We start from the raw sequence: 24,165 nt of genomic DNA on the forward strand, positions 1-24,165 counted from the left end.
GCGAAAAGATTTTCGTGCTTTGCCAATCAAAATTGCGGCCTCTGGCGAACCGATGCGCATAGATATTCAAGACTGAGAAAGAGCGAGCTTTCAGAAATATCACAAAGCCGCTGCTGTAGGAAAGCGCTTTGCTGCTAACCTTTTGGTTTGACCCGATCCGCTGGTACAATAAACTCCAGCCGCAGTCCGGATGGTTCCCGGATGATCATATGGGTCGTGGGACCATCGCCCAGAAATTCGGGCGCAAATTCAACGGTGACATCCTTATGCGCGACGAATTTGCGGTGCAGGTCATGCAGCGTCGGCAGATCACGAACGGTGATCGCCATATGATGTAGACCAACATTCTGCTTCCGATCAAAGGCGACCGCTTTGGCAGGGTCGGTGACTTGCCACAGGGTCACAAACATTTTGCCGTTGGTGACAAATTTTGCCGGATATTCCGGGCGCCCGCCTGCGGGCTTCCAACCCAATATATCGACAAAGAAAGCAACCGTGTCATCGAGCTTGGTCACCGCAAAACCTATATGGTTTAGGCCGAGTGTTGCGGCCTCCTGCTGTGGAGCATCGGAATTCTGCGCTTGCGCGGGGGCTGTCAGCAATAGTCCGGCGATCAGGAAGGGCGCGAGGAATTTCATTTTTCGATGTCCTTTGATGAAATAGCGATTTGGCACAAACCGTTATTCGTTCCGCTGGCGATCAATGTTACATCTATATGCTATTTGCTCCGAAAACCGCTAACGGTCGCGCCGGCAGCGGTCAGATATTCAACGTCGGTTTTGAGATGAAGGAGGCGTAAGCCCTTATGCTGCATGGCTTCTTTCAATGCAGGCTCAAATTCGTCGGTGCTTTTCACGGTCGCGCTCCATCCGCCATAGGCTTTGGCAAGCATCGCGAAATCCGGGTTCTGCAGCGAAGTGGCGGATAGCCTTGTGGGATATTCGCGCTCCTGATGCAGGCGGATGGTGCCGAAGCTGCCATTATCGATGACCAGCACGAGCAGGTTTGCGTCATATTGTACCGCCGTTGCCAGTTCCTGCCCGTTCATCATGAAGTCGCCATCGCCAGCAATTACCACCGAAACTCGGTCGGGAAAGCGCAAGGCAGCGGCCACCGAAGCAGGCACGCCATAGCCCATTGCGCCGGATGTCGGCGCAAGCTGGCTCGGAAAATCGCCATAGGTCCAGTAGCGATGCCACCAACCGGAAAAATTGCCCGCGCCGTTGCAGATGATCGCATCGGCCGGCAGCATGTCCTGCATTGCCGCAACGCAGGGCCCGAGATCCAGTTTCGCATCGGTTGGTTTCACCGTTGTCCATTGCTGATAGTCGGCATGGGCCGCTTTACCGGCATCAAAGCTCAGCAGGTCGTCATCCCATAATGCGGCTTGTTCGGCAAATTCGTGCATCTCTGCGCAGATGGGCAGATCGATGCGATAGACATGGTTGAGTTCGTCGGGATCAGGATGGATGTGAACGAGTGTCTGATCGGGATGATCCGGCGTGATCAGCGTATAACCATCGGTGGTGGCTTCCCCCAGCCGCGCACCAACCGCGATAACTAAATCGGCAGCCTTGACCCGCTCGATCAGTTTGGGATTGGGGCCATAGCCGAGATTGCCGGCATAGACCGGGCTGGTATTGGGGAAATTATCCTGCCGCCGAAACGCGCAGGCGACCGGTAATCCAATACGCTCGGCATAGGCCGCAAAATTTTCGCGCGCGCTGGCGCACCAGCCGGCCCCGCCGATAATCGCAATCGGGTCGGTGGCATCGCGCAGCAAATCGGTGAGCGTGGTCATAGCGTTGGCACACATCGGCTGTACCGGTGCGACCACTTTGGGGCGGTCAAGTGTTTCGACAACATCGCGCAGCATATCTTCGGGCAGGCTCAGCACCACAGGACCGGGACGCCCCGAACTAGCCGTATCAAAGGCCCGCGCAATATATTCCGGAATCCGCGCGGCATTGTCGATCCGCGCCGCCCATTTGGCGAGCGGGGTGAACATGGCGGTGAAATCGACCTCCTGAAAGCCTTCGCGGTCACGGTCGTCGCGCGCGACATCGCCGATAAAGAGAATCATCGGTGTGCTGTCCTGCATCGCGGTATGGACGCCGATGCTGGCATTGGTCGCACCGGGGCCGCGTGTGACAAAGGCGATACCGGGGCTTCCGGTCAGCTTGCCATCGGCTTCGGCCATGAACGCGGCGCTGCCATCCTGACGGGTCGAGACGGTTTCGATAGAACCGCAATCTTGTAGAGCGTCGAGAACGGAAAGGAAACTCTCACCCGGGACGGTGAATATCCGGTCGGTGCCCTGGATCACCAGTTGATCGACCAAAACCTGCGCGCCCGTTCTCATATTTGGGGTACGTTTTGTCATTGTGCTATTCCTCAACTCTGGTGAATGGCTTTGGTCACCATATAGGCTTTCAGGCCGTCGGGGCCATCTTCTGATCCATGACCGGATTGTTTCACGCCTCCAAAGGGCGCATCGCCGGGACTGACGGTCAGATTGTTAATCGCGACCATGCCTGCTTCGATGGCATCACCGACCAAATTGGCGGTGCGGAGATTATTGGTAAAGGCATAGGCGGCAAGGCCAAGGGGCAGTCGGTTGGCCTGTTCAATCGCTTCATCCAATGTGTCAAACGGTCGCATCGCGGCGACGGGACCAAAGGGCTCGTTATTCATAATATCGGCCTGCAGCGGGACATCGGTCAGCACGGTTGGACTGTAAAAATAACCATCGCTGTCCATCGCTTCCCCGCCAAGACGCACGGTTGCGCCTTTGGCTTTGGCATCACCGATAAGTTGTTCCATCGCCTCTGGACGGCGCGGATTGGCAAGCGGACCCATGTCGATATTATCGCCAAAGCCATCACCAACCTGCACTTTTTCTGCGCGTTTGGTGAATTCCGCCGCGAATTTTTCATAGATGCCGGACTGCACATAAAAGCGGGTAGGGGACACGCAGACCTGTCCCGCATTGCGATATTTTTGCATCGCGAGCAGGTCGAGCGCCTTGTCCATATCGCAATCGTCAAACACTAACACCGGCGCATGACCGCCGAGTTCCATGGTCGTGCGCTGCATATTTTCTGTCGCCAGTTTCATCAAATGCCTGCCGACCGGCACCGATCCGGTGAAGCTGATTTTGCGAATGATGTCAGAGGCGATCAGGTGGGACGACACTTCGGATGGATCACCGAACACGACTTGCGCGGTGCCAGCTGGCAAACCTGCGTCCAGCAGACAGCGGATCATTTCTATCGGGCTGGCCGGGGTTTCCTCAGCTGGCTTCAGGATTATCGAGCAACCGGCTGCTAGGGCAGGCGCGAGTTTGCGCGCGGGCGTATAGACCGGAAAATTCCAAGGGCTAAACGCCGCCACGGGCCCCACTGGCTGATACTTCACAAAACTATTCTGTCCGGTCGGGCGGACCAGCACGCGGCCATAGCAGCGCTTGGCCTCCTCGGCCATGACATCAAACATCGCTGCCGATGCGGTGACTTCACCGGTTGCCTGACCCACTGGCTTGCCTTGCTCAGCCGTCATCATCCGGCCGATTTCCGGCGCACGTTCACGCATCAGGTCGGCGGCTTTGTGCAATATCGCGGCGCGCGCGGCGACGGGCGTATCGCGCCAGACCGGAAAGGCCCGGCCCGCGGCATCCAGTGCGCGGTCAAGATCAGCCTTGCTAGCTTTGGGCAGGTCGGAAATGGCTTTTCCGGTTGATGGATTGACGACATGGTGGACGTCACGATCCTCAACATCAATCCATTCGCCATCAATATGGAGTTGCAGGGAAGGGGGGTAAGTGTTGGACATAGTTGCTCCTGTAACCGGTTGAGACAGCACTAGACTTGTCGCTGCTTTCCCGCAATGACTGTGACAAAGATCGAGAGGAAAAATATGGAACTTGTCACCGATGGCCTGCGGTTCCCCGAAGGCCCGATTGCGATGCCGGATGGCAGCGTCATATTGGTCGAGATCGCGGCCGGGCAACTGACCCGCATTGCGCCGGATGGCACGAAGGATGTTATAGCAAAGCCGGGTGGCGGCCCCAATGGAGCGGCGCTGGGACCGGGCGGCAAAATCTATGTCTGCAACAATGGCGGTTTTGAATATCAAGAAGCGAACGGCTTTCTGACCCCGCACGGGATTGCAAATGACTATTCCGGCGGTCGGATCGAACGGATTGATCCGCAAACCGGTTCGGTGGAAGTGCTTTACAAAAGTGGTGATTTTGACTGCGTCCTGCGCGGCCCCAATGATATTGTCTTTGATGAACATGGCGGCTTCTGGTTCACCGATCATGGCAAGATCGACTATGCCAAGCGCAGCCATGATATTGTCGGGATATTCTATGCAAAAGCAGACGGCAGCCATCTAGAGGAAGTCATCTTTCCGTCGCAAAACCCCAATGGCGTTGGTCTATCACCCGATGGCAAGACGCTCTATGCTGCGGAAACCTATACCTGCCGCCTGATAAAATTTAACATTACCGAACCGGGTAAAGTAGCGCCCGATGCAGGCCCTGGCGGCCCGGGCATCCCTGTTTACCGCCCCGCTGGCTATAAGTTTTTCGACAGCCTTGCGATTGAGGAAAGCGGCAATATCTGTGTTGCCACCATCGGCGAATGCGGGATCAGCGTGATCTCGCCAACTGGTGAGCTGGTCGAATTTGTCGGCACCGATGATATCTTTACCACCAATATCTGTTTTGGCGGCGATGACATGATGGATGCATGGCTCTGTCTGTCGGCATCAGGCCGCCTTGTTAAAACCCGCTGGAAACGACCCGGCCTCAAACTGGAATATCTCAATAAATGAACACTAATGTTATGAACTACGACACCGTAATTTTCGATTTCGGCGGGGTCATTACGTCCTCGCCTTTTGATGCGTTTAACCGGCTGGAGGCGGAGCAGGGTGTGCCGATCCATAGCGTGCGGACGATCAACAGTACCAATCCGCATGATAATGCCTGGGCCAAGTTTGAGCGCTCGGAAATTGATGCGGCGGGTTTTGATGCCCTTTTTGCCGAGGAAGCGCGCGCCATTGGTATCGAATTGAAGGGCAGCGATGTGCTGGCCTGTCTGGCTGGCGATATCCGGCCAGCGATGGTGGAGATGCTGGATACGCTCAAGGCCAAGGATTTCACCATTGGCTGTATCACCAATAACGTGCCGTCCGGCAAGGGCTCCGGCATGGCGCTGGATGATGGCAAGGCAGCGGCAATCGCGGCGATCATGGCGCGGTTCGATCATATTATCGAGAGCAGCAAGGCGGGTATCAGAAAGCCCGACCCGCGCATTTATCAAATGATGTGCGAGGCGTTGGACGTTAAGCCGGAGCAGTGCATTTATCTCGATGATCTCGGCATCAACTGCAAACCCGCCGCGACTCTGGGGATGGCGGCAATCAAGGTGACGGGCGAGGAGCAAGCGCTGAAAGACTTGCATGCATTGCTGGATATGCCGTTCGGATAGCTTCAGCTCGCGCGAATTTTTACAGATCACTGCAAGATTTAACATGCTGAAAGCAAAGTGCTTTCGGTTCCAAACACCATTGGAGCACGCTGCTAAATGACTCTTCAATGACACAATTATTACAGTTATGTTGCAACATAAGTCACAAAAGTGTAATAAAGGGTCAAAGAAACAGGAGAGTGAGTATGAAAAACGCGAAGAATATTGCGGTTGCCGTGGGCCTGACCATGGCCGCTTTGCCCGCACTGGCACAGGCGCAAGAAGGCGAAATTGGCTATGCCAAGGGCGCTTTGGCATATGATGCCCTGATGGCTGGCGATAATCAGGCGGCTGTGAAAAAGCTTGAGAGCGGCAAGCTGAAAGATCCCGCTGTCATGATCAATCTGGGCCAGGCCTATGCCCGCACCGGCCGCACTGGCGATGCAGCGAAAATGTTCACGGCGGCGATGAATAGCAACCGCAGCTTTGATCTGGTTCTGGCTGATGGTGAGGTGATCAATTCTCGCAAGGCGGCCGAAATCGCTCTCAACGACCTCAACGGACGGTTGGCTTCGCGCTAAACCGGCATTACCGATCAATGTAATCAGGCGGTCGTTATTGCGGCCGCCTTTTTTGTTTTAACAATATTCACGGCGATGCGTTTTTGCATCTCAGCTTGAAAAACCAAGTGCTTCAGCCACTCCTGAACCAGCTGCAATAATCCTGAAATATTATTGTCTCCAAAGAGTCATGCAAACAGCATCGGCAGGTCATTTGCCGCGCCTAGTGCCCAAGCTCGAAGGCGATGGGGGCATCTTTGATTCGTTTCCACATCATCTGATCTGAATTGTTTGAAATCAGTAATCTGCGGAGACTCTATCCATGTTGAATAAGCAAATTCGTTCTGTTCTGTTTGCAAGTGCTGCGGCGCTCGCGGTAACGGCATGTGGCGCTGATGATGTGGCTTCCCCGGGTGAAGGTGTAGTCATTATACCACCAACCCCGACGCCCACACCTACGCCGACACCAACCCCCACACCAACCCCCACACCAACCGGTCCTGCGGCGGATTGCCCCACCGGCACATCTAATGTCGGAACAATCACGACTGGCAATAATGAAGAGCTACGCAACTGCCAGATCTCAGGCGTAATCACCGGAAATCTGGTTGTCCCCGATAATGATGGCACAATCTACTCGCTCAACGGCGCGGTTGAGATTGGCGTTGATGGCGGTGCAACCGGGATCATTACCATCGAACCTGGCGTTGTCATGTTCGGTTCTTCTGGCGGCGATTTCCTGCTGGTCAATCGCGGGTCCCAGATTTTTGCGGAAGGGACAGCCTCTGAGCCGATTATCATGACCTCGCGTCAGAATATTGAAGGCTCGACCAATGTGAACAGCATCGGCCAATGGGGCGGTGTGGTCATATTGGGCCGCGCTCCGATCTCAGATTGCGCCACCGGCGGTGCATCCAACCCGGGTGGTACGAGGACAGATTGCGAAGCGATTGTCGAGGGTCCGACCAACGCGGTTTACGGCGGCACCTTGCCAACGGATTCCAGCGGCCGGATGTCGTACGTGCAGGTCCGCTATCCCGGTTTCGAAGTTTCTCCCGGCAACGAGCTTAACGGTATCACCTTGGCCGGTGTTGGCAGCGGAACATTTTTCCAGAATATTCAGGTCCACAACAGCTCGGACGATGGTGTCGAATGGTTTGGCGGCCGCGTAAACGGCAAAAACCTGGTGATGACCGGCATTGACGATGACTCGGTTGACTCAGACTCCGGCTATAAAGGCAACAACCAGTTTGTTCTGGTCGTACAACGTGCCGGTGGCGGTGACCACGTCATGGAAGCGGATTCGAATGGCGACGAGGACGCCGAGCCACGTCAAGATCACAAGCTGGCCAACGTCACGTTCGTGTCCAGTGGTCAGGATCACGTAATCCTGCTGCGCGGTGGCGGCGATTATGCTTTTTACAACAGCGTCTTCAATAGCCCAGCCGCGTGTATCGATATCGACAGTGCGACCACCATTCAGGCCGCGGGTGCAGCAGCGGATGAAAACGGCCCACCGGTGTTTGAATCCTTGTTCATGAGCTGCGCAACAGCATTTGTGGATGATAGCAATATCACGGTGGCGCAGATCCAGACGCTGTTTAACGCCGGTAGTAACAATACCGAATCCGGTACATCGACCCTTGCCAATACTGCAGCAGCCTTCCCGTTCATCAATGGCGCCAATGAAAATGCAGTGACCCCATTTGCAGTCAGCGGTGTCGACGCTTTCTTCGAAGATGCGGCTTATATCGGCGCGGTGCAGGACGCGAATGACACCCGGTTCCAGGGTTGGACATGTGGTCTCTACGCAGATGACTGTGCGACCGCTCCAACAATTGGTTGATTGAAAACATAATGTTGGGATGGCGGCTCGCGCAGTCGCCATCCCCTTTTTTGAGTTATAAAAAGGAAAATTTCCGATGACGAAGCGGGCATCTTTGGTCACCAGTCTATTTTTGAGCACGGCGCTGTTTTCGCCTGCTGCATTGGCACAAACCACAACGGATGATGCGGCCGCACAACCGGAACCAGCCGATGATGGGCCTGTGGACGATGAAGATGTTGATATTTCTGCGCCTGGCGGAGATTTCAGCGGAGAGATTATCGTTCGCGGAAAGTTTATTCCAAATCCAATCCGGGCGACGTCGGAAGTCGTGTCGGTCCTTGGCGAAGAAGAAATTGCGCGTGCGGCTGACGGCGATATCGCAGGATCACTCCAACGTGTTACCGGTTTGAGCGTTGTCGGCGGCCGCTTTGTTTTTGTCCGCGGCCTTGGTGAGCGCTATTCGCTGGCTCTGCTCAATGGTCTGCCATTGCCATCTCCCGAGCCACTGCGACGGGTTGTCCCGCTTGATCTTTTCCCAACCAGCGTGATTGCCTCGACCGTCGTGCAAAAAAGCTATTCGGTAAACTATCCCGGCGAATTTGGCGGCGGCGTGATCAACTTGACGACCAAAGCGACCCCGGAAGAGCCGTTTTTAAAGTTCAACTTTGGATTAAGCGGCGACACCGAAACCACCGGAAATCTGGGCTATACCTATGACGGTTCGGATCTGGACATAATCGGCTATGATAGCGGTGTCCGTTCAATCCCCAACGGACTGCAGCAAGCCATCGGCCAGAATGTACCTATTTCTGTTGGCAATAATTTCTCCAGCCTCGACTTGCAAAATTTTGCAGCCAGCCTGAACAATGCCGAAACGTCTTTGATACAACGGAATAATGATATCCCTGCCAATTTTTCGGCAGAGGTGACCGGCGGTACCACTGTGGATGTAGGTGATGCCTTTGTCGGCATCATCGCAACGGCGGGTTTTGAAAATAGCTGGCGCACGCGCGGTGGTGTCCAGCAAACATCGCAGGGCATTGTTAATATCGACGGCACGCCGGGACTGCGACCCGATCAGAATTTCAATTTCCTGACCACTGAAAATCGCATCATTGTCAATGGCTTGCTGGCGCTGTCAGCCGAAATTGGCGAACATAAATTACGGTTTACCAATCTCTATATTCATGACACGGTCAAAGATGCTTCGATCAAACAGGGCATTGATGCGATTAATGTCGATGAAGAAACCTTGCTCAATCAAGGCCGGACCAGTTGGTTTGAGCGTCAATTGTTTACGACCCAGTTTGTTGGCGAGTTTAAATTTGACGAACTGTCTGTCGATCTGCGCGGCAGTTATGCGAACTCGAAACGCGATGCGCCCTATCAGCGTACGTCAAGCTATGCCTTTGATCGGCTTATCGCCAATGACTTTGTCAATGACCTGACGTCGCCTGGCGAATCCGCCCGTATTCGGTTCAGCAATTTGAATGACGATGTTTATGGTGCCGGGATCGACTTCGGCTACGAGACCAATATTGGCGTGCCGATCAACTTCACCGCCGGTTATAACTATTATCTGAATGACCGCGATGCCGAACGCCGCGACTTCCGCTTTGTTCCAGCCAATGGCTTGGATAACCCGTTTGATCAACAGCGGATTGATTTCCTGCTTTCCGATTTCAATATCTTCACGCAGGAAATTGAGTTGCGTGAAGTAGCGGCTCAAACCTCGGTGCCTGCTTATACGGCGGAACTTGAGATTCATGGCGGCTATGGCCAGATTGACGCTGAATTGACAGAGGGCCTGCGTTTGAATGTCGGTGTGCGCTACGAAGACGCGCAGCAGGAGGTCTTGCCGATTACGTTGACCGGTGGCCAAGCCACCGTGGCGACCAGCTTGGGCAATGACTATTGGCTGCCCGCCGGGACGCTTACCTGGAACTTTGCGGATGATATGCAATTCCGTCTTGCTGCATCCAAAACCGTGGCGCGCCCGCAATTCCGCGAATTGGCGCCGCAACAATTTCTCGATCTGGAAACTGATCGGACATTTATAGGTAATCCGCTGTTGCAGGACAGCGAGCTGGTCAATCTGGAAGGCCGTTTTGAATATTATATCGGCCGTGGTGAGCGGATTACGCTGGCCGGCTTCTACAAGGATATTGATAATCCGATAGAAAATGTCGCTTTCGTGCAAGGCGGGGGTACGCTTTTTACCGGTTTTTCCAATGCCCCCAATGCGAAACTCTACGGAGCGGAAGTCGAACTGGTGAAATATTTTCCGCTCGATACCGTATTTGGCGGCCAATTTTTTGAAGATCGCCGCCTGTTGCTGGCAGCAAATTACACCTATACAAAATCGGAAATAAGCGTTTCCGATGGGGATACTGCGATCAACCCGGTTACGCTGCAACCCACAAGCGCTTTGAACCTGTTTGATGATGGCGACCGCCTGACCGGGCAGTCCAAACATGTCGCGAATTTGCAATTCGGCATGGAAGCAGAGGAAGGCTTGTCACAGCAGACATTGTTGGTGAGCTATAACAGCCCCCGCGTCACCGCACGTGGGCCGCAGGATCAACCTGACCTGATTGAACGCACTGGCTGGCAACTGGATTTCGTGATGCGCGAAGCCCTCGAAATTGCGGGTCAGGAGTTTGAACTAAAATTCGAGGCGCGCAATCTTCTGGGGACGGACTATCGCGAATCCCAGACGCTGAACGACAGCACCATCATAAATAACGGTTATGATATTGGTACGCGGCTTTCGATGAGCATTGGTATCAACTTCTGATCATTGGATTTTATGGTCAATTCCCGCTGAAACGAGCCGCTGACAGGACGGTGTAATTTTTCTGTCATCAATGAGTCGCAGGTTGGTCACCAAACCGTTATAGCAACTCTGGGAAGCAGAGTGCGGGGATTCGTGGTTATTCAATCTTCTAACCAATTTTGGGGAAAGGGCCGGGGTATATCCATGCCGGGCCTTTATCCGGTCTTATTGGGCATATTGGCAGTTTTGCTGGTGATTCAGGTGGTCAGATTGATCTGGTTGCTGGTCACGCCCTTGGGGCCGGTGGGGGATTGGCAGGCGCGGGAGGTGCAGATTTTGTCGCCGCAATCGCGTTTGTCACTGTTTAACAGTTTCGATCCATTTTACCGCAAAGGTCCAGCGACAACTGCCAATGTCGTCACTTCACTGCAACTCACCCTGTTCGGTATTAGAATGAATGAAGGCTCCGGCCTGGGATCAGCCATATTGGCTGGACCAGACGGCGTTCAGGAAAGCTATGCCGTGGGTGAGGAGATTATGTCTGGCGTGAAGCTGGATGTTGTCCACTTTGACCATGTCGTGATCGATCGCGGCGGGACCAAGGAAAGCCTGTATCTGGATCAATCGGTCCCGGCACAGACTGTGGGCGGTGAGGATACAGATGCAGAAGCACAGCAAACAGCCGGATTGCAGGTTCAATCGTCAGAAGGTCCAATCGGACAAGCTCCGGCAGCGGCAGTAATTGCCAATGCGCTTGATCTGGCGCCGCGCAGTGCGGATGGCAAGGTGACGGGTGTCGTTGTATCACCGCGTGGTGATGGTGACTTGTTTCGGGCGGCCGGTTTCATGGATGGCGATATCATCGTTTCGGTCAACGGGCAGCCAATCTCGTCGACCAGCGATATCGCAGCTTTGAAAAACCAGCTTGCACCGGGTGGACGGGTTTCTGTTGAAGTAGAGCGCGGTGCCGATACTGTTCCCATAGCGATAAATATGGGGGCACAATGATGAAGCACACTCTAACCAAAATGGCGGCGAAATTGTCGGTATCGCTTGCGGTTCTTGGACCTTTGGCCGTCGCGCCGGCTCTTGCACAGCATAGCTTGAATGTGCGCGATGCAGATATCCGCGCGTTTGTGCAGGATGCGGCCCGGGTCACGGGGCGCACCTTCATTGTTGATAGCCGGGTGCAAGGCAAAGTGTCGGTTGTGACCGACCGGCCGCTGTCCCGGTCCGAATATTTTGAGATTTTCCTGTCGACATTGCGCGCGAATAATCTGGTGGCCATTCCGACCACGCGCGGGGCTTATCGTATCCAACCTGCCGATGGTGCAGCCACTCAGCCAACTCGGATAGGAACAAAGCAGTCTGCGGCCAATCAATTTGTCACAGAGGTCGTACGGCTAAAATCGATTGAAGCGACCGCTGCCTTGGAAACATTGCGCCCGCTCATCAGCAAACAGGGTGCGATTACCGCCAATCGCAATGCCAACAGCCTGGTAATTGTCGATTATGCGGATAACATCCGCCGTATTCGTGCTCTTGTCCGCAAGATTGATCAAGACAGCGCTGCATCCACTATCGTGAACCTCAGAAATGCGGGTGCCCGTGAAATCGCGACATCTTTACAAGCGCTTGCTCAGCAAGGCGGTGAAGGTACGGTTGCCCCGGTCACAGTGGTGCCGATTGACAGCAGCAACAGCATCGCGCTGCGCGGTGATCCAGGTGCTGTGGCAAAGTTCGCGCAAATGGCGCGGGAGCTAGACCAGCGCGCAGAATCCGGCACGGAAATCCGCGTACACCAACTGGATTATGCCAATGCAGAACAATTATTGCCGGTGATTGAGCAACTGATGGGACAGGGCAGTGCAGGGTCTCCCGCGACGGCTCCGTCCTCGGTTGCACCGGCATCCGGAACCAATGGTGGCGGTAGCAGCGCCTCTGCTCCTGCGGTAACACCCGTGTCAACGGGTTCGGGTAACGGTATATCCCGCCATGGACCGGCTGTGGTCACCCGCTATGAAGGCACTAACGCGATCATCGTCGCCGCCAATCCCGATGTGCAGCGCATGGTCGGTGAATTGATCCGGCAGCTTGATAAGCGGCAGGAGCAAGTCTCGGTTGAAGCAATTATTGTTGAAATTTCGGACTCACTGGCCCGCGAGCTGGGCATCCAGTTCCTGATCGGCGGCAAGGACACACCCTTTGCTGTCACCAATTTCTCCAACGCTGGTCCGAATATTGTGGATATTGCAGGGGGCTTGCTCGCGGATCAGTTCGATACCACGACGACAACCACCACCGATACGGCGACGACCACCACCACGAATAGTGCGGTTGGCGACAAGCTGCTGGAAAATGCGGCTGATGCCATATTGGGCTCACGCGGTTCCTTTACCGGTTTTGCGACCTCGTTGGGTGGTGACACGATTTTGGGGACAATCATCAATGCCGTGCAGCGGGATTCCGATTCCAACCTGTTGTCGACGCCTTCGCTGACGGTGAACAACAACCTGAAAGGCAGTATTTTATTCGGTCAGGAAATTCCGGTTTCTACCGGCGAAGCCTTGTCTGATAATTTCGATAATGCTTTTCGTACAATACAACGGCAAAATGTCGGTATTGAGCTGGAAGTGACTCCGCAAATTAACGCCGGAGATGAAGTGCGGCTCGACCTCCGTCAGGAAGTCAGCTCCATCGCCGGACCAGTTTCGAATGATTTTAACGAGCTGATCATCAACAAGCGCGAAATCAAGACCACCGTAACCGTTGGCGATGGTGAGATTATCGCATTGGGCGGTTTGCTCGACGACAATGAACGCCGCACGATTGAGAAAATCCCTTTCCTCGGGGATATTCCGCTGATCGGAGAGCTGTTCAAGTCGCGCGGGAAGGAGCGGGTCAAAACAAATTTGATGGTGTTTATCCGGCCTAAGATTCTTCGTAACCGTGCAGATGCACGAGCTTTTTCAGCACGTCGTTATGGTTATATCCGGAACCGCCAGTTGGCCCGCGACCCAGAGCTTGAACCTTCGCTGGATGTGCTTATTCGAGACTATATGGGGGCTGTACCGCCAGCGGACGAAACAAGGCCTGATGATCAGATTATCTATGCGCCGGGGGCGGTCGCCGCACCACAGAATAGCGGCTCTGTTGAATCTGTACCGGTGACGCCAAGCAGATCTGATGCGGAGAAGAATGACTGATGAAAATCGCGAAGGGAACAGATGCTGAGGTTTCCGGCGATAATGATAAGCCTGTCGGTGAAGAACTGGCATCTTCGCCCCTGCTAGATATTCCCTATGCGTTCGCGCGCGATCACGGCGTGTTGTTGATGCGCAGTGATGGCGAACGTCTGTCCGTCGCCATGCGAGAAGGGGCTGATCCGCAAGCTTTGCTTGAACTGCGTCGCTATCTCGCCATGCCCTTCGATGTTGATCTGGTATCACCAGAGGTTTTTGAGCAATCCCTGTCGGACCATTATGCGATGGATGGCAGCGCCGCCGCTATGGCGGGCGACATGAGCCTCAGCAATGATGCTCTGGATGACATTGCCGGTGATATTCCCAGCGCCGAAGACTTGCTCGACAGCGCCGATGATGCGCCGACGATCCGGCTGATTAACGGGATCATTGCAGAAGCGGCCAGACAGGGCGCTTCGGATATTCACATTGAACCATATGAAACCGGTCTTGTGGTGCGGATGCGTGTCGATGGCGTATTACAAGAAAAACTGCGCATGCCGCCGCATGTCGCCTCAGTTATTGTCAACCGGATCAAGGTCATGGCGCGGCTCGATATAGCCGAGCGGCGTATTCCGCAAGACGGTCGGATCAGTCTGACTCTGGCTGGCAAATTGCTGGATGTGCGTGTGTCCACTTTGCCTAATCGCGCCAATGAACGGGTTGTTATGCGGATATTGGACAAGGAAAGCGCGGCGATATCGCTGGACCTGCTTGGCATGTCTGAAACGACGCATGAGATTTTGACCGAAGCTTTGGCAGAACCCAATGGTATCATATTGGTCACCGGGCCAACTGGTTCGGGTAAGACAACAAGCCTCTACGCTGGTTTGAAACAGTTAAACGACGGCAGCCGCAATATCCTGACCGTCGAAGATCCAGTGGAATATGCGATTGAAGGCATTGGCCAAACACAGGTAAACGCCAAAGTCGGTTTGACCTTTGCCGCTGGATTGCGCGCCATTTTGCGCCAAGATCCCGACGTCGTAATGGTCGGTGAAATTCGTGACCGGGAGACGGCGGAAATCGCCGTGCAAGCCTCGTTGACCGGGCATCTTGTACTGTCCACAGTGCATACCAATGATGCTGTCGGCGCGATTACGCGGATGCGCGATATGAAGGTGGAACCGTTTCTGCTCGCCTCAACTCTCCGCGCCGTGATCGCCCAGCGGTTGGTGCGGAAACTATGCCCGCATTGCCGCGTGCCGATACAAGCGGATGGTAGTCTCGCCTCCTTGCTCGGCTTTGACAATGGCACTGTTGTGTACCGTGAGGTCGGGTGCGATGAATGCAATCACACCGGTTTTCAAGGCCGAATTGGTGTCTTCGAGGCGATCCGTGTCGATGAAACCATTCGCAAATTGATCAACGATGGGGGAGATGAAGCCCGCATTGCGGCCCATGCTTTCCTGAAGAAGCCCAATCTGGGTTCGGCGGCGCGTGCGCTGGTCCGTGAAGGGCTGACTACGGCAGAAGAAGGTATCCGCATCTCGCGCCGCGAAGTGCTGGATGAACAGGTCGATGCCTGACTTTTCTTATACGGCGATTGATCCGAAGGGACGCGAGAAAACTGGGCGATTGGCGGCGGAAAGCAATGATGCGGCACGCGCCAAACTGACCGAACGTAATTTCTATGTTGTGAAGGTGGAAAACGCTCAGGGAGCCGAGGCCAAACCGGCTCGCGCTTTATTTGGTGCCAAAAAGCTGCGGTCCAAAGAGCTGACCTTGTTCACTCGCCAATTGTCGTCGCTAGTGCAAGTCAGTCCGCTCGAAGAAGCATTGCGGACCATTGGTAACCAGAACGAAAAAGCCCATGTCCGCGACAGGATCGGGTCCGTTCATAGCGGTGTTATTGAAGGGCAGCGACTGGCTGAGGCCATGCGCCGCGAACCAGCAAGCTTTCCGCCGCTATATCGCGCGATGATTTCGGCGGGCGAAAGTTCCGGTACATTGCCGGATATCACGGAGCGTCTGGCCAATCTTCTCGAACGCCAGGCAGAGATGCGCGGCAAGCTGATCAGTGCGCTGGCTTATCCGATCGTGCTTGCCTTGGTGGCTATACTGGTTGTCGCTTTGTTGATGATCGCGGTTGTGCCCAAAGTGGTCGAGCAATTTGATGATGTGAATCAGCAGCTTCCATTCGTTACCCGGCTGGTGATCGGAATTTCTGATTTTCTCGCCAATTGGTGGTGGGCGCTTCTCGCTGCCATAGCGGTTCTTGTTCTAATCGCCTGGCGCGCTTTGAAAGAGCCGCATATTCGATATCGTTTTGACAGTTTTCTGCTGCGTCTTCCCTTTTTCGGTCGTTTGCTGCGGGATTTGAATGCTGCCCGTCTCGCCCGAACATTGTCGACAATGGTGGCGAGCCGTTTGCCGATATTGGAAGGTCTGCGGCTCACAACTAACACGATCAGTAACTCGGTGCTGCGTAAGGCTTCAGAGGATATGGTTGAATCGATTAGAGGCGGCGGCAGCCTATCCAAAGCGCTTAAGAATACCGGTGTTTTCCCGCCGATGCTTGTTTATCTTACCGCCAGCGGTGAAGCATCGGGACAATTGGATGATATGCTGGCCCGGGCCGCGGATTATCTGGAACGCGAATTTGATAATTTCACCTCCACCGCCTTATCGTTGTTGGAGCCGCTGATCATTGTTTTGTTGGGCGGTGTTGTTGCCGTTGTGATTTTGGCTATATTGCTCCCAATATTACAGCTTCAAAATCTCGCCGGACTATAGTGCCGGGTTGATAGGAATATATATGTTCAGACTTTCAAACAGATTATCGGCAGATATCAGACGCGTGGATGCACGTGTTGATAAGAAAAAACCAAAGCCCAATGGATTCACGCTTGTCGAGTTGATGGTCGTTATTTTCATTCTCGGCCTGCTGACAACGGTCGTTGTCATCAACGTGCTGCCGAGTCAGGACCGCGCAATGGTCGAGAAGGCACGGGCTGATATTGCCACTTTGGGGCAGGCGCTGGAAATGTACCGGCTCGACAATCTTTCTTATCCCGCGTCTTCCGATGGTTTGGCGGCATTGACCGGCGCTCCAGCGTCGCTTCCGCCATCGGCACGATATCGGCAGGGCGGCTATATCAAGAAGCTTCCCGATGATCCGTGGGGACGGCCTTATCAATATGATAATCCGGGACGCAATGGCCCCGGCTTTGATCTTTATTCACTGGGTGCAGACGGTGCGCCGGGCGGTGAAGAGGACAATGCGGATATCTATGCGGAATAGCCAAATTGCGAAAGGTGACAGCGCCGCGAAAATTGATTAGCTAACGGCTATAAACGCAATAAATTCTTTCAGCCGAGTCGGGGAGGTCATGTTGGAACAAAATCCGTTACTGCCTCTTATCGTTCGTTTATTTGACAGGGCCCTTTACGACTAATGTCGATATCTCAGGTCCTTATAACAGCCTTTCCCAGTACAGAGGTTCAAGCGTTGCAATGGTGGCTTGTGGCGGATGGCGCGTTGGAAGCCAAAGGCTGCGATACAGACCCCTTGGTTGCTGCTGGCTTGAAATTGCCATCTGCCGAGAGCGAACCGGTTATCCATATCGCTCTCATGCCGTCGGCACTGGGGGTTGTGCGCTGGCATGAGCCACTGGATGATCTCACCGAACAACAAGCATTGGCTGCGGCTCGTCTTGCGGCTGAGGAAAATAGCCTGGGCCCTGAAAATCTGCATATTGCGGTGGTCGCAGATGAGTCCGGGCAGGCGGCAACAGCGTCAGTTGGCAAAGATATTATCGCCAATGGACTATTGCAGCTCCAAACCCTTGGCATTGACCCGGATGTAATTGTCCCGGCGGGGTGGTTGATCTCACCTCAGGATGATGCCGTGATCGAAGCCGATTTTGGTTTCGAAACCGTTTTACGGACGGAACGGATAATTGCTCCTGATGAACCGTCCTTACGGGCGCATCTGGTTGGCGACGGCCGTGTAGTCGTTTTGCCAGAATCGTCGATCGATCAGGCATTGATTGGTGCGGCAGATAATAGCTCGCTAAACCTGCGCTCGGGTATCTTTGCCAAAAAAGTCGATAGGTACATGACCGCGCCGCAAAAGCGGATACTGGCGTGGCTGGCCGCAGCTGCTGTTGTCATTTCATTGCTGATCCCGGTCATCCAATTGGCCAAATACCATTGGGCTGCGGCGGATGCCGATGCCGCCGCGCTGGCTGCTGCAGAGCCGGTGATTGGAGCCGTAGAAAGCGTAGAAGAGGCCGACCGCCTACTGAACGAGCGCTTGGTCCGGGAAAACCGCGGCAATATTGCCTTCTCGGTTCCCGCTTCCGCTTTGTTTTCTGCCGTTCAGCAGACGCAAGGCGTGTCGATTGAACGGATCAGCTATCGCAAAGATGGGACGGTTTTTGCTGGACTCACGGCCGTGAGGAACGAGGATATGAACCCGGCGCTAATCGCGCTGCAAAATGCGGGATTTGTCATCACGGCGACACCGCGGACCGATGCAACAGGATCGTCGAAAGCCGATATCACGGTGCGCGCACCATGATAGACTCGATCAGAAACTGGTTTCATGCGCTCAGTCCGCGTGAGAAGATATTAATCGGTGTGGGCGGTGTTCTCTTCGCCTTAGTGGTCGGATATTATGCGGTCATTGCAACCTTCATGAGCGCCTTTGATTCGGCGGAACAGCGCTATCAGGAAGCTGTTGATGGTCAGGTGCGGATCGAAGCGAAAGTTGATGCCTTAACGGCCCCTGCGGACAAGACGGTGAAACCAGTTACTGGACCGCTGGATGTTTTCATTAGCCAGAATGCCGGAGAAGCCGGTTTCGCGGTCGGGCGGCTGGACCCGCAAACCAATGGCACGGTTAAACTGGCGATTTCTTCTGCCAAACCAACCGCCTTGTTTGGCTGGCTGGCTATGCTGGAAAGGCGCGGCATAGCGGTCGAGGAACTCGCGGTTAATGCTGGGCCCAATGAAACCGTGACCGCAACATTGATATTGCGATCGGTTCAACCAAGCTAGATATCAGAGCGTTTCGGCCGCCGTTTTTACTTTGCTCGGCTTTGCATCTTCGGCAAACATTATGCCGCCGTCATCCTGAGACATTGTCTCCGGACTTAAAGCTTCAGAACTCGGCTGTGCGTGCTGCTTTTTCGCCTGCACCCAATTGCCATCGGCATCGCGGATATATTTCGGTGCGCGCTGCACGTTCCAGACCAGGCCCATTTTCTCCCAAGCTGAGATAATATATCCGTTCACATCGACTTCCCACCACATGATACCTGCATAGGCCGAGCGCGGGTGCTGGTGATGGTTGTTGTGCCAGCCATCGCCGAAAGTCATCCACGCCATGAACCAGTTATTGCGCGATCCGTCTTTGGTTTTGAAGCGTTGCGAACCGAAAACATGGCCAATGCTGTTCACGCCCATAACGAAGTTGAGAAAGAAGAAATTGCGGAAAAATCCACCAATCAGGATGGTGCCGATAATATATTCAGGTCCGCCAAAGGCCAGTGCCCAAAGCGCCGGAAACACCACACTGGAAAAAATAGCGATGGACCAGCGATGGCGATGGCACCACAGGACCTGCGGGTCATCGATCAGGCCCTTGCCATAGACATTCATATCCGACGTCGTGTTGTCAAACAGCCAACCGAAATGGGCAATGCCAAGGCCTTTCCATTTCGACATTTTCTTGCCATGGCCATCAATATAGGGGCTGTGAAGGTCACCAACCCGGTCTGAAAAGGCATGATGACGGCGGTGATCCGCGGCCCATTTTAGCACGGATGCCTGACAGGCCATTTGCGCCATAATGCCGATGGCGAGGCGCATTTTTGGCCCGGCTTCAAAAGCCCGGTGCGTATAAAATCGGTGATAGCCAATGCCGACACCCATGTTAATCAGGACATAGCCAAACAGGAAGGCCGACCATTCGACCCAGCCTGTGGCATGGGTCAGCGTCCAATAAAGCGCACCGAGTGATCCGATGACCATCGACGACAGCAGGATCCCATATTCGATCCGTTTAGCCCGCGCGGCAGGGCCACCGATAATGACACCATGTTGTGGATGGGCTTCCGTCGGCTCAAATTTGTCCGGTTGAATGTCACGAAACGCGGTCGCCATAAGCTTGCCCCTGATACTATTTACATCAGTGAAACTAACGGTTTCGGGCAAAGATTACAATTATCTTAACTATTATTCGCACCGATATGGAGGCGATTGGCTGAAATGGAAAAAATTTCGTTTGGAATCAGGTCAATAATACTGCCGCAACTGTGCTCTTACCGCACCGCCAAAGCATCTCATCGGACGATATCGCGCGTTCATGAACCGGAAAGCGCTTTTCGTTCGTTCTGTCCCGGTCGAAATATCGATAAGGAGAATGAACATGAAGATTCGCACTATGATATTGACTGCCACTGGCGCGACGATGATTATTTTGCCGGTCGCTGGTGCTGCTGCCCACTCATCCCATCGTGGGGCGCATGAAAAGATTTTAACGCATCCGATTGCGGATGTGCAGAATAATTACTGGTTCGATTATGTCTCCGATATTCGCGAAGCGGAGCATGAGCTGAAAAAAGACCTTGCCCGGGCCACGGATGACGAAGACCGCGCCGATGCGATGGAAGAATATCGCAACGAGATCGCGGATGCCAACAAGGATTACAAAAAGGAGATGCGCGAGAAAGGCTATCGCGTAGGACGGGTAACAGTTGGCGAATAGCCCCCTTATTACTGATATCTAAACAATGCGGAGCCGCTCCATATAATTAGTGCGGCTCCGCTCTTTTTTGATGAAGATCTAGTTCCGATTTTTCTCGGTGCCGCGATGCTGTCGGATCAAAAAAGCGATTGTTTCGGAGGGAAACTCAATCGTCATTGACGTTTCGCCGAGATACTTCGCTGCGGGAAGATCGCCGCGCAGCACGTGCCTGAGGTGCCGGTCTTGGCGCTTTGCGAGCGACGGGCGCTGATCTTTGCCGAACTGCAGGACGAGCTTGCTGGGTGCGCTGCTGTGTCGCTGCTCGTTGGCCGCGGGGTTGACTGCGCGCGCTGTTACCCTGGCGATTCGTGCGGCGTGCTTGTCGGGCTTCTCCTCCGCGCTGACCACGTATCGCACCGTCACGTAAGCCAGCCCGACCAGTGCGGGCGCCCGCTGTGCGATTGCCGTCATTGGCTCTGCGTTCACGTCTTTCTGCTCTGCGCTGCTGTCGCTCGGCCCGCTGCTCCGGCGTTAGGTTACGCAGTCGTTCTGCTCTCCGTTCGCTACGCTCAGCGCGTTGTTCCGGAGTCAAATTTTGCAAGCGTTCCTCGCGCCGGTCGCGACGTTCAGCGCGCTGCTCTGGCGTTAGATTGCGCCATCTTTCCCCCCGGCGTCCACCTTTGCGCCAGCCATATTCCGCTCGTTTCCGGGACCAATGACGTTTATGATGGCGCTTCATTGCATAGCGCGAACCGTGCCGGTCAAAAATATAGACGCCGTAGCCAGGGTAGTAAAACCTGTCATACCAGCCGCCGCCAAATCCGATATTGGCATAGCCATAGCCATTGTCACATGCATAATAGTCATCAAAGGGCGCATAAGGATCGCAATCATAGTCGGCACCGTTGACATAACCGTCACCATAAGAGCCGCCGCCATAGGCACATGCGCTGAGGCCAAGCACCGCTCCGCTGAGCAATGCCGGTCTGATAAACTGCCGGATCCAAGATTGTGCCATATTTTATCCCCTGTGATGCCGGTCGCGCCTTATACACAGCGCCTGCCGATTTTTTCGTATTCTAGACTGGCTTGGCCCAGCGAGTCTGAATAAATTTCCTGTTGCCCTATTTTGTAACATTGATGGATTGAATTGGAAATGAACGCAGATGCTTGCTGACATTAATGAAAGTAGCTATTAGGGTGGCATAACCTAGAATTTCAGGAGTTTTCACTTTGGCCAGCGCAGCACAAGCCCATGGGCACCTCTACACCGAGACCGCCAATCCGCACTGGGTGAAACCACCGAGCAAAGAAGCATTGGGACATATTCCTGGCGAAGATGGCATACCAGTTTTCGGTACGACCCTTCAGGTGATCAAAGACCCTATAGGTTTCGGCCGGAAGATGTTTGAGAAATATGGCTCGGTCTATCGGACATATAGTTTCGGCAAAGACAATGTCATGTTGCTGGGTGCAGATGCCACCGAATTGGTTATGTTCAACAAGGATAAGATTTTTTCCAGCGAACAGGGCTGGGGGCCGGTGCTCAATAATCTCTTCCCGCGCGGGTTGATGTTGATGGATTTTGAACGCCATCGTGCTGACCGCAAGGCGTTGTCCGTGGCATTCAAACCCGGACCGATGAAGCATCATTGCAAGGTTCTGAATGAGGGAATTACAGAACGCGTTGCCGAGTGGAGCGGAAGCAGCTTTGAATTTTATCCCGCCATCAAATCGCTGTCGTTGGACACTGCGGCGAGTGCGATTTTAGGCATTCCCTGGGGACCGGAAGCCGACAAAATCAATAAGGCCTTTGTGGATGAAGTGCAGGCCTCGGTCGGCATCGCCCGGTCGCCAATTCCGTTCACCAAAATGTGGCGCGGCGTGAAAGCGCGCGAATATCTGCTGAGCTATTTCACTCCGCAGGTGAAGGAGAGGCGCGAAAAGGGCGGCGAGGATATTTTTACCCAGATTTGTCTCGCAACCCATGAAGACGGTAGCCTGTTGACCGAAGACGAAGTCGTCGATCACATGAATTTCCTGATGATGGCGGCGCATGATACGATCACCTCTTCGGCGACCAGCATGATCTATTTGCTGGCGAAGAACCCCGAATGGCAGGACAAATTGCGCGAAGAATGTCTCAGCGTAGCGCCTGCGGGGCAGCCGCTTGCCTATGAAGACCTCGGTAAACTGGAACTGACCGAAATGGCGTTCAAGGAATCCCTGCGTCTGATCCCGCCGGTGCCGAGCATTCCGCGTCGTGCGATCAAAGAATTTACCTTCCGCAACTATACCATTCCAGCGGGTACAAATATTGGTATCAGTCCGCAATTTGTCCACAAGATGGAAAAGCACTGGCCCAATCCCGACAAGTTTGATCCGATGCGCTTCACACCAGAGAATAGCGCTGGTCGCCATAAATATGCCTGGGTTCCCTTTGGCGGCGGTGCACATATGTGTCTGGGCCTGCATTTTGCCTATATGCAGATCAAGATCCTGATGCATGCCATGCTGACGCAGAACCGGGTCGTGCTCAGTGGTGGGCCGGACTATGAACCGAGTTGGCAGGTTTTTCCGATCCCGCAACCCAGAGATGGCTTGCCCGTCAAGCTGGAAGCGCTCTAGCTCGAAAGCAGCAATCATTGCCCTAAACAGGCGTGTTTTGACGAAGTGGTCGATTGGCGGGTTGCCCGATCGCGCTGTCCCTATGGATCGCTTCGTCCCAAAAGCGTGCATTTTTCGCGTTCTGAGGTCATGCGCGAGATAGAAATGGAATTGGCTTTCATTCGTTTCCACCTATTGTCGGTGCATGCCAATGCCCACACAATTGCGGCCATTCGCAAGGCGCTTACGTAACAGAATTGTCAGCCATGATCTTTCGCGGCTTTCCCGTTCTGTCAGGAAGGAAGGTCTGACCTATCTTTCACCTGCCAAGCTGCTCAGGATTGAGAAAGCTTTGCAATCCGTCAGCGATATCGAAGGGGATTTTGCCGAATTTGGCGTAGCTCTGGGTGGTTCTGCCATTCTGATCGCGAGCCAGTGTCAGGCGCGCCAAATTCCAAGTCAATTCCATGGCCTTGACGTTTTTGGCATGATCCCGGAACCGACGTCTGAGAAAGACGACCCCAAATCAAAATCGCGTTATGAAGCGATTAAATCAGGCGCATCGTGCGGTATTGATGGTCAGCAATATTATGGCTACCGGGATGATCTGCTGGCGGACGTTAAGCACAGCTTCTCTCGCCATGGACTGATAGTCGGTGAAAACGGTATTTTTCTCTACAAGGGATTGTTTGAGAATAGCTGGCCCACCGTGAAGGTTGATCGGCTCGCTTTTGCCCATGTGGATTGTGACTGGTATGAACCTGTCGCCTATTGCCTGGAAGCTATTGCAGCGAAACTAAGTCCAGGCGGCGTGATCGTGATCGATGATTTTCATGACTATGGTGGCTGCAGAACGGCAGTGGAAGAGTTTCTCTCGCAAAACCCGGCATATGCTTTTGAAGACGGCGCTAACCCGATCTTGCGGCTCAAAGCCTGAAACGATCAGCGCGTCGCGGTGGATGGACGGCAGGAACAGTTTTAGCG

General features: G+C 54.1%; 20 protein-coding genes. 15 read left to right on the forward strand and 5 right to left on the reverse strand.

The window, feature by feature from the left end:
• Positions 1-134: 134 nt before the first annotated feature.
• The 3 genes from ABJM21_RS02620 to ABJM21_RS02630 form a co-directional block, all read right to left on the reverse strand.
• On the reverse strand, positions 135-638 hold the full coding sequence (locus ABJM21_RS02620) for a VOC family protein (protein WP_348302953.1): 504 nt from the start codon (positions 636-638) through the stop codon (positions 135-137).
• Between the two features lie 80 nt (positions 639-718).
• On the reverse strand, positions 719-2,383 hold the full coding sequence (locus tag ABJM21_RS02625; RefSeq protein ID WP_348302952.1) for a thiamine pyrophosphate-binding protein: 1,665 nt from the start codon (positions 2,381-2,383) through the stop codon (positions 719-721).
• 11 nt (positions 2,384-2,394) lie between these two features.
• A complete protein-coding gene (locus ABJM21_RS02630; protein ID WP_348302951.1) occupies positions 2,395-3,831 on the reverse strand; it encodes an NAD-dependent succinate-semialdehyde dehydrogenase in 1,437 nt (478 codons plus the stop codon).
• 84 nt (positions 3,832-3,915) lie between these two features.
• Between ABJM21_RS02630 and ABJM21_RS02635 the strand changes: the two genes are divergently transcribed.
• The 12 genes from ABJM21_RS02635 (at position 3,916) to gspM (ending at position 18,884) form a co-directional block, all read left to right on the forward strand.
• Entirely contained in the window at positions 3,916-4,836 is a 921-nt protein-coding gene (locus ABJM21_RS02635; RefSeq protein ID WP_348302950.1) for an SMP-30/gluconolactonase/LRE family protein, read from the forward strand.
• On the forward strand, positions 4,833-5,495 hold the full coding sequence (locus tag ABJM21_RS02640) for an HAD-IA family hydrolase (protein WP_348302949.1): 663 nt from the start codon (positions 4,833-4,835) through the stop codon (positions 5,493-5,495). The genes ABJM21_RS02635 and ABJM21_RS02640 overlap by 4 nt, the downstream gene beginning before the upstream one ends.
• A gap of 185 nt (positions 5,496-5,680) precedes the next feature.
• Positions 5,681-6,055 (forward strand): hypothetical protein, encoded by a 375-nt coding sequence (locus ABJM21_RS02645; RefSeq protein WP_348302948.1) that lies wholly within the window; start codon positions 5,681-5,683, stop codon positions 6,053-6,055.
• 301 nt (positions 6,056-6,356) lie between these two features.
• Positions 6,357-7,880, forward strand: a complete 1,524-nt coding sequence (locus tag ABJM21_RS02650) for a hypothetical protein (protein ID WP_348302947.1) — start codon at positions 6,357-6,359, stop codon at positions 7,878-7,880.
• 76 nt (positions 7,881-7,956) lie between these two features.
• Positions 7,957-10,659: a TonB-dependent receptor gene (locus ABJM21_RS02655; RefSeq protein ID WP_348302946.1), complete on the forward strand. Its 2,703-nt coding sequence runs from the start codon at positions 7,957-7,959 to the stop codon at positions 10,657-10,659.
• Between the two features lie 183 nt (positions 10,660-10,842).
• A complete protein-coding gene (locus ABJM21_RS02660) occupies positions 10,843-11,646 on the forward strand; it encodes a type II secretion system protein N (RefSeq protein WP_348302945.1) in 804 nt (267 codons plus the stop codon).
• Entirely contained in the window at positions 11,643-13,844 is a 2,202-nt protein-coding gene (gene gspD / locus ABJM21_RS02665) for a type II secretion system secretin GspD (RefSeq protein WP_348302944.1), read from the forward strand. The genes ABJM21_RS02660 and gspD overlap by 4 nt, the downstream gene beginning before the upstream one ends.
• Positions 13,844-15,409 (forward strand): type II secretion system ATPase GspE, encoded by a 1,566-nt coding sequence (gene gspE / locus ABJM21_RS02670; RefSeq protein ID WP_348302943.1) that lies wholly within the window; start codon positions 13,844-13,846, stop codon positions 15,407-15,409. The genes gspD and gspE overlap by 1 nt, the downstream gene beginning before the upstream one ends.
• Positions 15,402-16,616, forward strand: coding sequence for a type II secretion system inner membrane protein GspF (gene gspF / locus ABJM21_RS02675; RefSeq protein WP_348302942.1), 1,215 nt, complete (start codon positions 15,402-15,404; stop codon positions 16,614-16,616). The genes gspE and gspF overlap by 8 nt, the downstream gene beginning before the upstream one ends.
• Before the next feature lie 22 nt (positions 16,617-16,638).
• Positions 16,639-17,124: a type II secretion system major pseudopilin GspG gene (gspG, locus tag ABJM21_RS02680; protein ID WP_348302941.1), complete on the forward strand. Its 486-nt coding sequence runs from the start codon at positions 16,639-16,641 to the stop codon at positions 17,122-17,124.
• 153 nt (positions 17,125-17,277) lie between these two features.
• The gene (locus ABJM21_RS02685) at positions 17,278-18,405 is read left to right on the forward strand and encodes a hypothetical protein (protein WP_348302940.1); all 1,128 of its coding nucleotides are present in this window, start codon (positions 17,278-17,280) and stop codon (positions 18,403-18,405) included.
• Positions 18,402-18,884 (forward strand): type II secretion system protein GspM, encoded by a 483-nt coding sequence (gspM, locus tag ABJM21_RS02690; RefSeq protein ID WP_348302939.1) that lies wholly within the window; start codon positions 18,402-18,404, stop codon positions 18,882-18,884. The genes ABJM21_RS02685 and gspM overlap by 4 nt, the downstream gene beginning before the upstream one ends.
• 3 nt (positions 18,885-18,887) lie before the next feature.
• On the opposite strand, the gene ABJM21_RS02695 is transcribed toward gspM, so the two are convergent.
• Positions 18,888-19,991: an acyl-CoA desaturase gene (locus ABJM21_RS02695; RefSeq protein ID WP_348302938.1), complete on the reverse strand. Its 1,104-nt coding sequence runs from the start codon at positions 19,989-19,991 to the stop codon at positions 18,888-18,890.
• A gap of 265 nt (positions 19,992-20,256) precedes the next feature.
• Here ABJM21_RS02695 and ABJM21_RS02700 point away from each other — a divergent pair, with 265 nt between their 5' ends.
• On the forward strand, positions 20,257-20,595 hold the full coding sequence (locus ABJM21_RS02700; RefSeq protein ID WP_348302937.1) for a hypothetical protein: 339 nt from the start codon (positions 20,257-20,259) through the stop codon (positions 20,593-20,595).
• 145 nt (positions 20,596-20,740) lie between these two features.
• Here ABJM21_RS02700 and ABJM21_RS02705 read toward each other — a convergent pair whose 3' ends face one another.
• On the reverse strand, positions 20,741-21,592 hold the full coding sequence (locus tag ABJM21_RS02705; protein WP_348302936.1) for a hypothetical protein: 852 nt from the start codon (positions 21,590-21,592) through the stop codon (positions 20,741-20,743).
• A gap of 275 nt (positions 21,593-21,867) precedes the next feature.
• On the opposite strand from ABJM21_RS02705, the gene ABJM21_RS02710 reads away from it, so the two are divergent.
• Together ABJM21_RS02710 and ABJM21_RS02715 are read left to right on the forward strand one after the other, a co-directional pair.
• Entirely contained in the window at positions 21,868-23,202 is a 1,335-nt protein-coding gene (locus tag ABJM21_RS02710; protein ID WP_348303364.1) for a cytochrome P450, read from the forward strand.
• Between the two features lie 190 nt (positions 23,203-23,392).
• Positions 23,393-24,118 (forward strand): TylF/MycF/NovP-related O-methyltransferase, encoded by a 726-nt coding sequence (locus ABJM21_RS02715; RefSeq protein ID WP_348302935.1) that lies wholly within the window; start codon positions 23,393-23,395, stop codon positions 24,116-24,118.
• Positions 24,119-24,165: the final 47 nt, after the last annotated feature.

The organism is Parasphingorhabdus sp. (genome assembly GCF_039977335.1).
Classification (GTDB): domain Bacteria; phylum Pseudomonadota; class Alphaproteobacteria; order Sphingomonadales; family Sphingomonadaceae; genus Parasphingorhabdus.

Excerpts from the sequence above, each read along its gene's own strand:
- ABJM21_RS02620 (WP_348302953.1), bottom strand. The coding sequence starts at position 638 with ATGAAATTCCTCGCGCCCTTCCTGATCGCCGGACTATTGCTGACAGCC.
- ABJM21_RS02625 (WP_348302952.1), bottom strand. The coding sequence starts at position 2,383 with ATGACAAAACGTACCCCAAATATGAGAACGGGCGCGCAGGTTTTGGTC.
- ABJM21_RS02630 (WP_348302951.1), bottom strand. The coding sequence starts at position 3,831 with ATGTCCAACACTTACCCCCCTTCCCTGCAACTCCATATTGATGGCGAA.
- ABJM21_RS02635 (WP_348302950.1), top strand. The coding sequence starts at position 3,916 with ATGGAACTTGTCACCGATGGCCTGCGGTTCCCCGAAGGCCCGATTGCG.
- ABJM21_RS02640 (WP_348302949.1), top strand. The coding sequence starts at position 4,833 with ATGAACACTAATGTTATGAACTACGACACCGTAATTTTCGATTTCGGC.
- ABJM21_RS02645 (WP_348302948.1), top strand. The coding sequence starts at position 5,681 with ATGAAAAACGCGAAGAATATTGCGGTTGCCGTGGGCCTGACCATGGCC.
- ABJM21_RS02650 (WP_348302947.1), top strand. The coding sequence starts at position 6,357 with ATGTTGAATAAGCAAATTCGTTCTGTTCTGTTTGCAAGTGCTGCGGCG.
- ABJM21_RS02655 (WP_348302946.1), top strand. The coding sequence starts at position 7,957 with ATGACGAAGCGGGCATCTTTGGTCACCAGTCTATTTTTGAGCACGGCG.
- ABJM21_RS02660 (WP_348302945.1), top strand. The coding sequence starts at position 10,843 with ATGCCGGGCCTTTATCCGGTCTTATTGGGCATATTGGCAGTTTTGCTG.
- gspD (WP_348302944.1), top strand. The coding sequence starts at position 11,643 with ATGATGAAGCACACTCTAACCAAAATGGCGGCGAAATTGTCGGTATCG.
- gspE (WP_348302943.1), top strand. The coding sequence starts at position 13,844 with ATGAAAATCGCGAAGGGAACAGATGCTGAGGTTTCCGGCGATAATGAT.
- gspF (WP_348302942.1), top strand. The coding sequence starts at position 15,402 with ATGCCTGACTTTTCTTATACGGCGATTGATCCGAAGGGACGCGAGAAA.
- gspG (WP_348302941.1), top strand. The coding sequence starts at position 16,639 with ATGTTCAGACTTTCAAACAGATTATCGGCAGATATCAGACGCGTGGAT.
- ABJM21_RS02685 (WP_348302940.1), top strand. The coding sequence starts at position 17,278 with ATGTCGATATCTCAGGTCCTTATAACAGCCTTTCCCAGTACAGAGGTT.
- gspM (WP_348302939.1), top strand. The coding sequence starts at position 18,402 with ATGATAGACTCGATCAGAAACTGGTTTCATGCGCTCAGTCCGCGTGAG.
- ABJM21_RS02695 (WP_348302938.1), bottom strand. The coding sequence starts at position 19,991 with ATGGCGACCGCGTTTCGTGACATTCAACCGGACAAATTTGAGCCGACG.
- ABJM21_RS02700 (WP_348302937.1), top strand. The coding sequence starts at position 20,257 with ATGAAGATTCGCACTATGATATTGACTGCCACTGGCGCGACGATGATT.
- ABJM21_RS02705 (WP_348302936.1), bottom strand. The coding sequence starts at position 21,592 with ATGGCACAATCTTGGATCCGGCAGTTTATCAGACCGGCATTGCTCAGC.
- ABJM21_RS02715 (WP_348302935.1), top strand. The coding sequence starts at position 23,393 with ATGCCCACACAATTGCGGCCATTCGCAAGGCGCTTACGTAACAGAATT.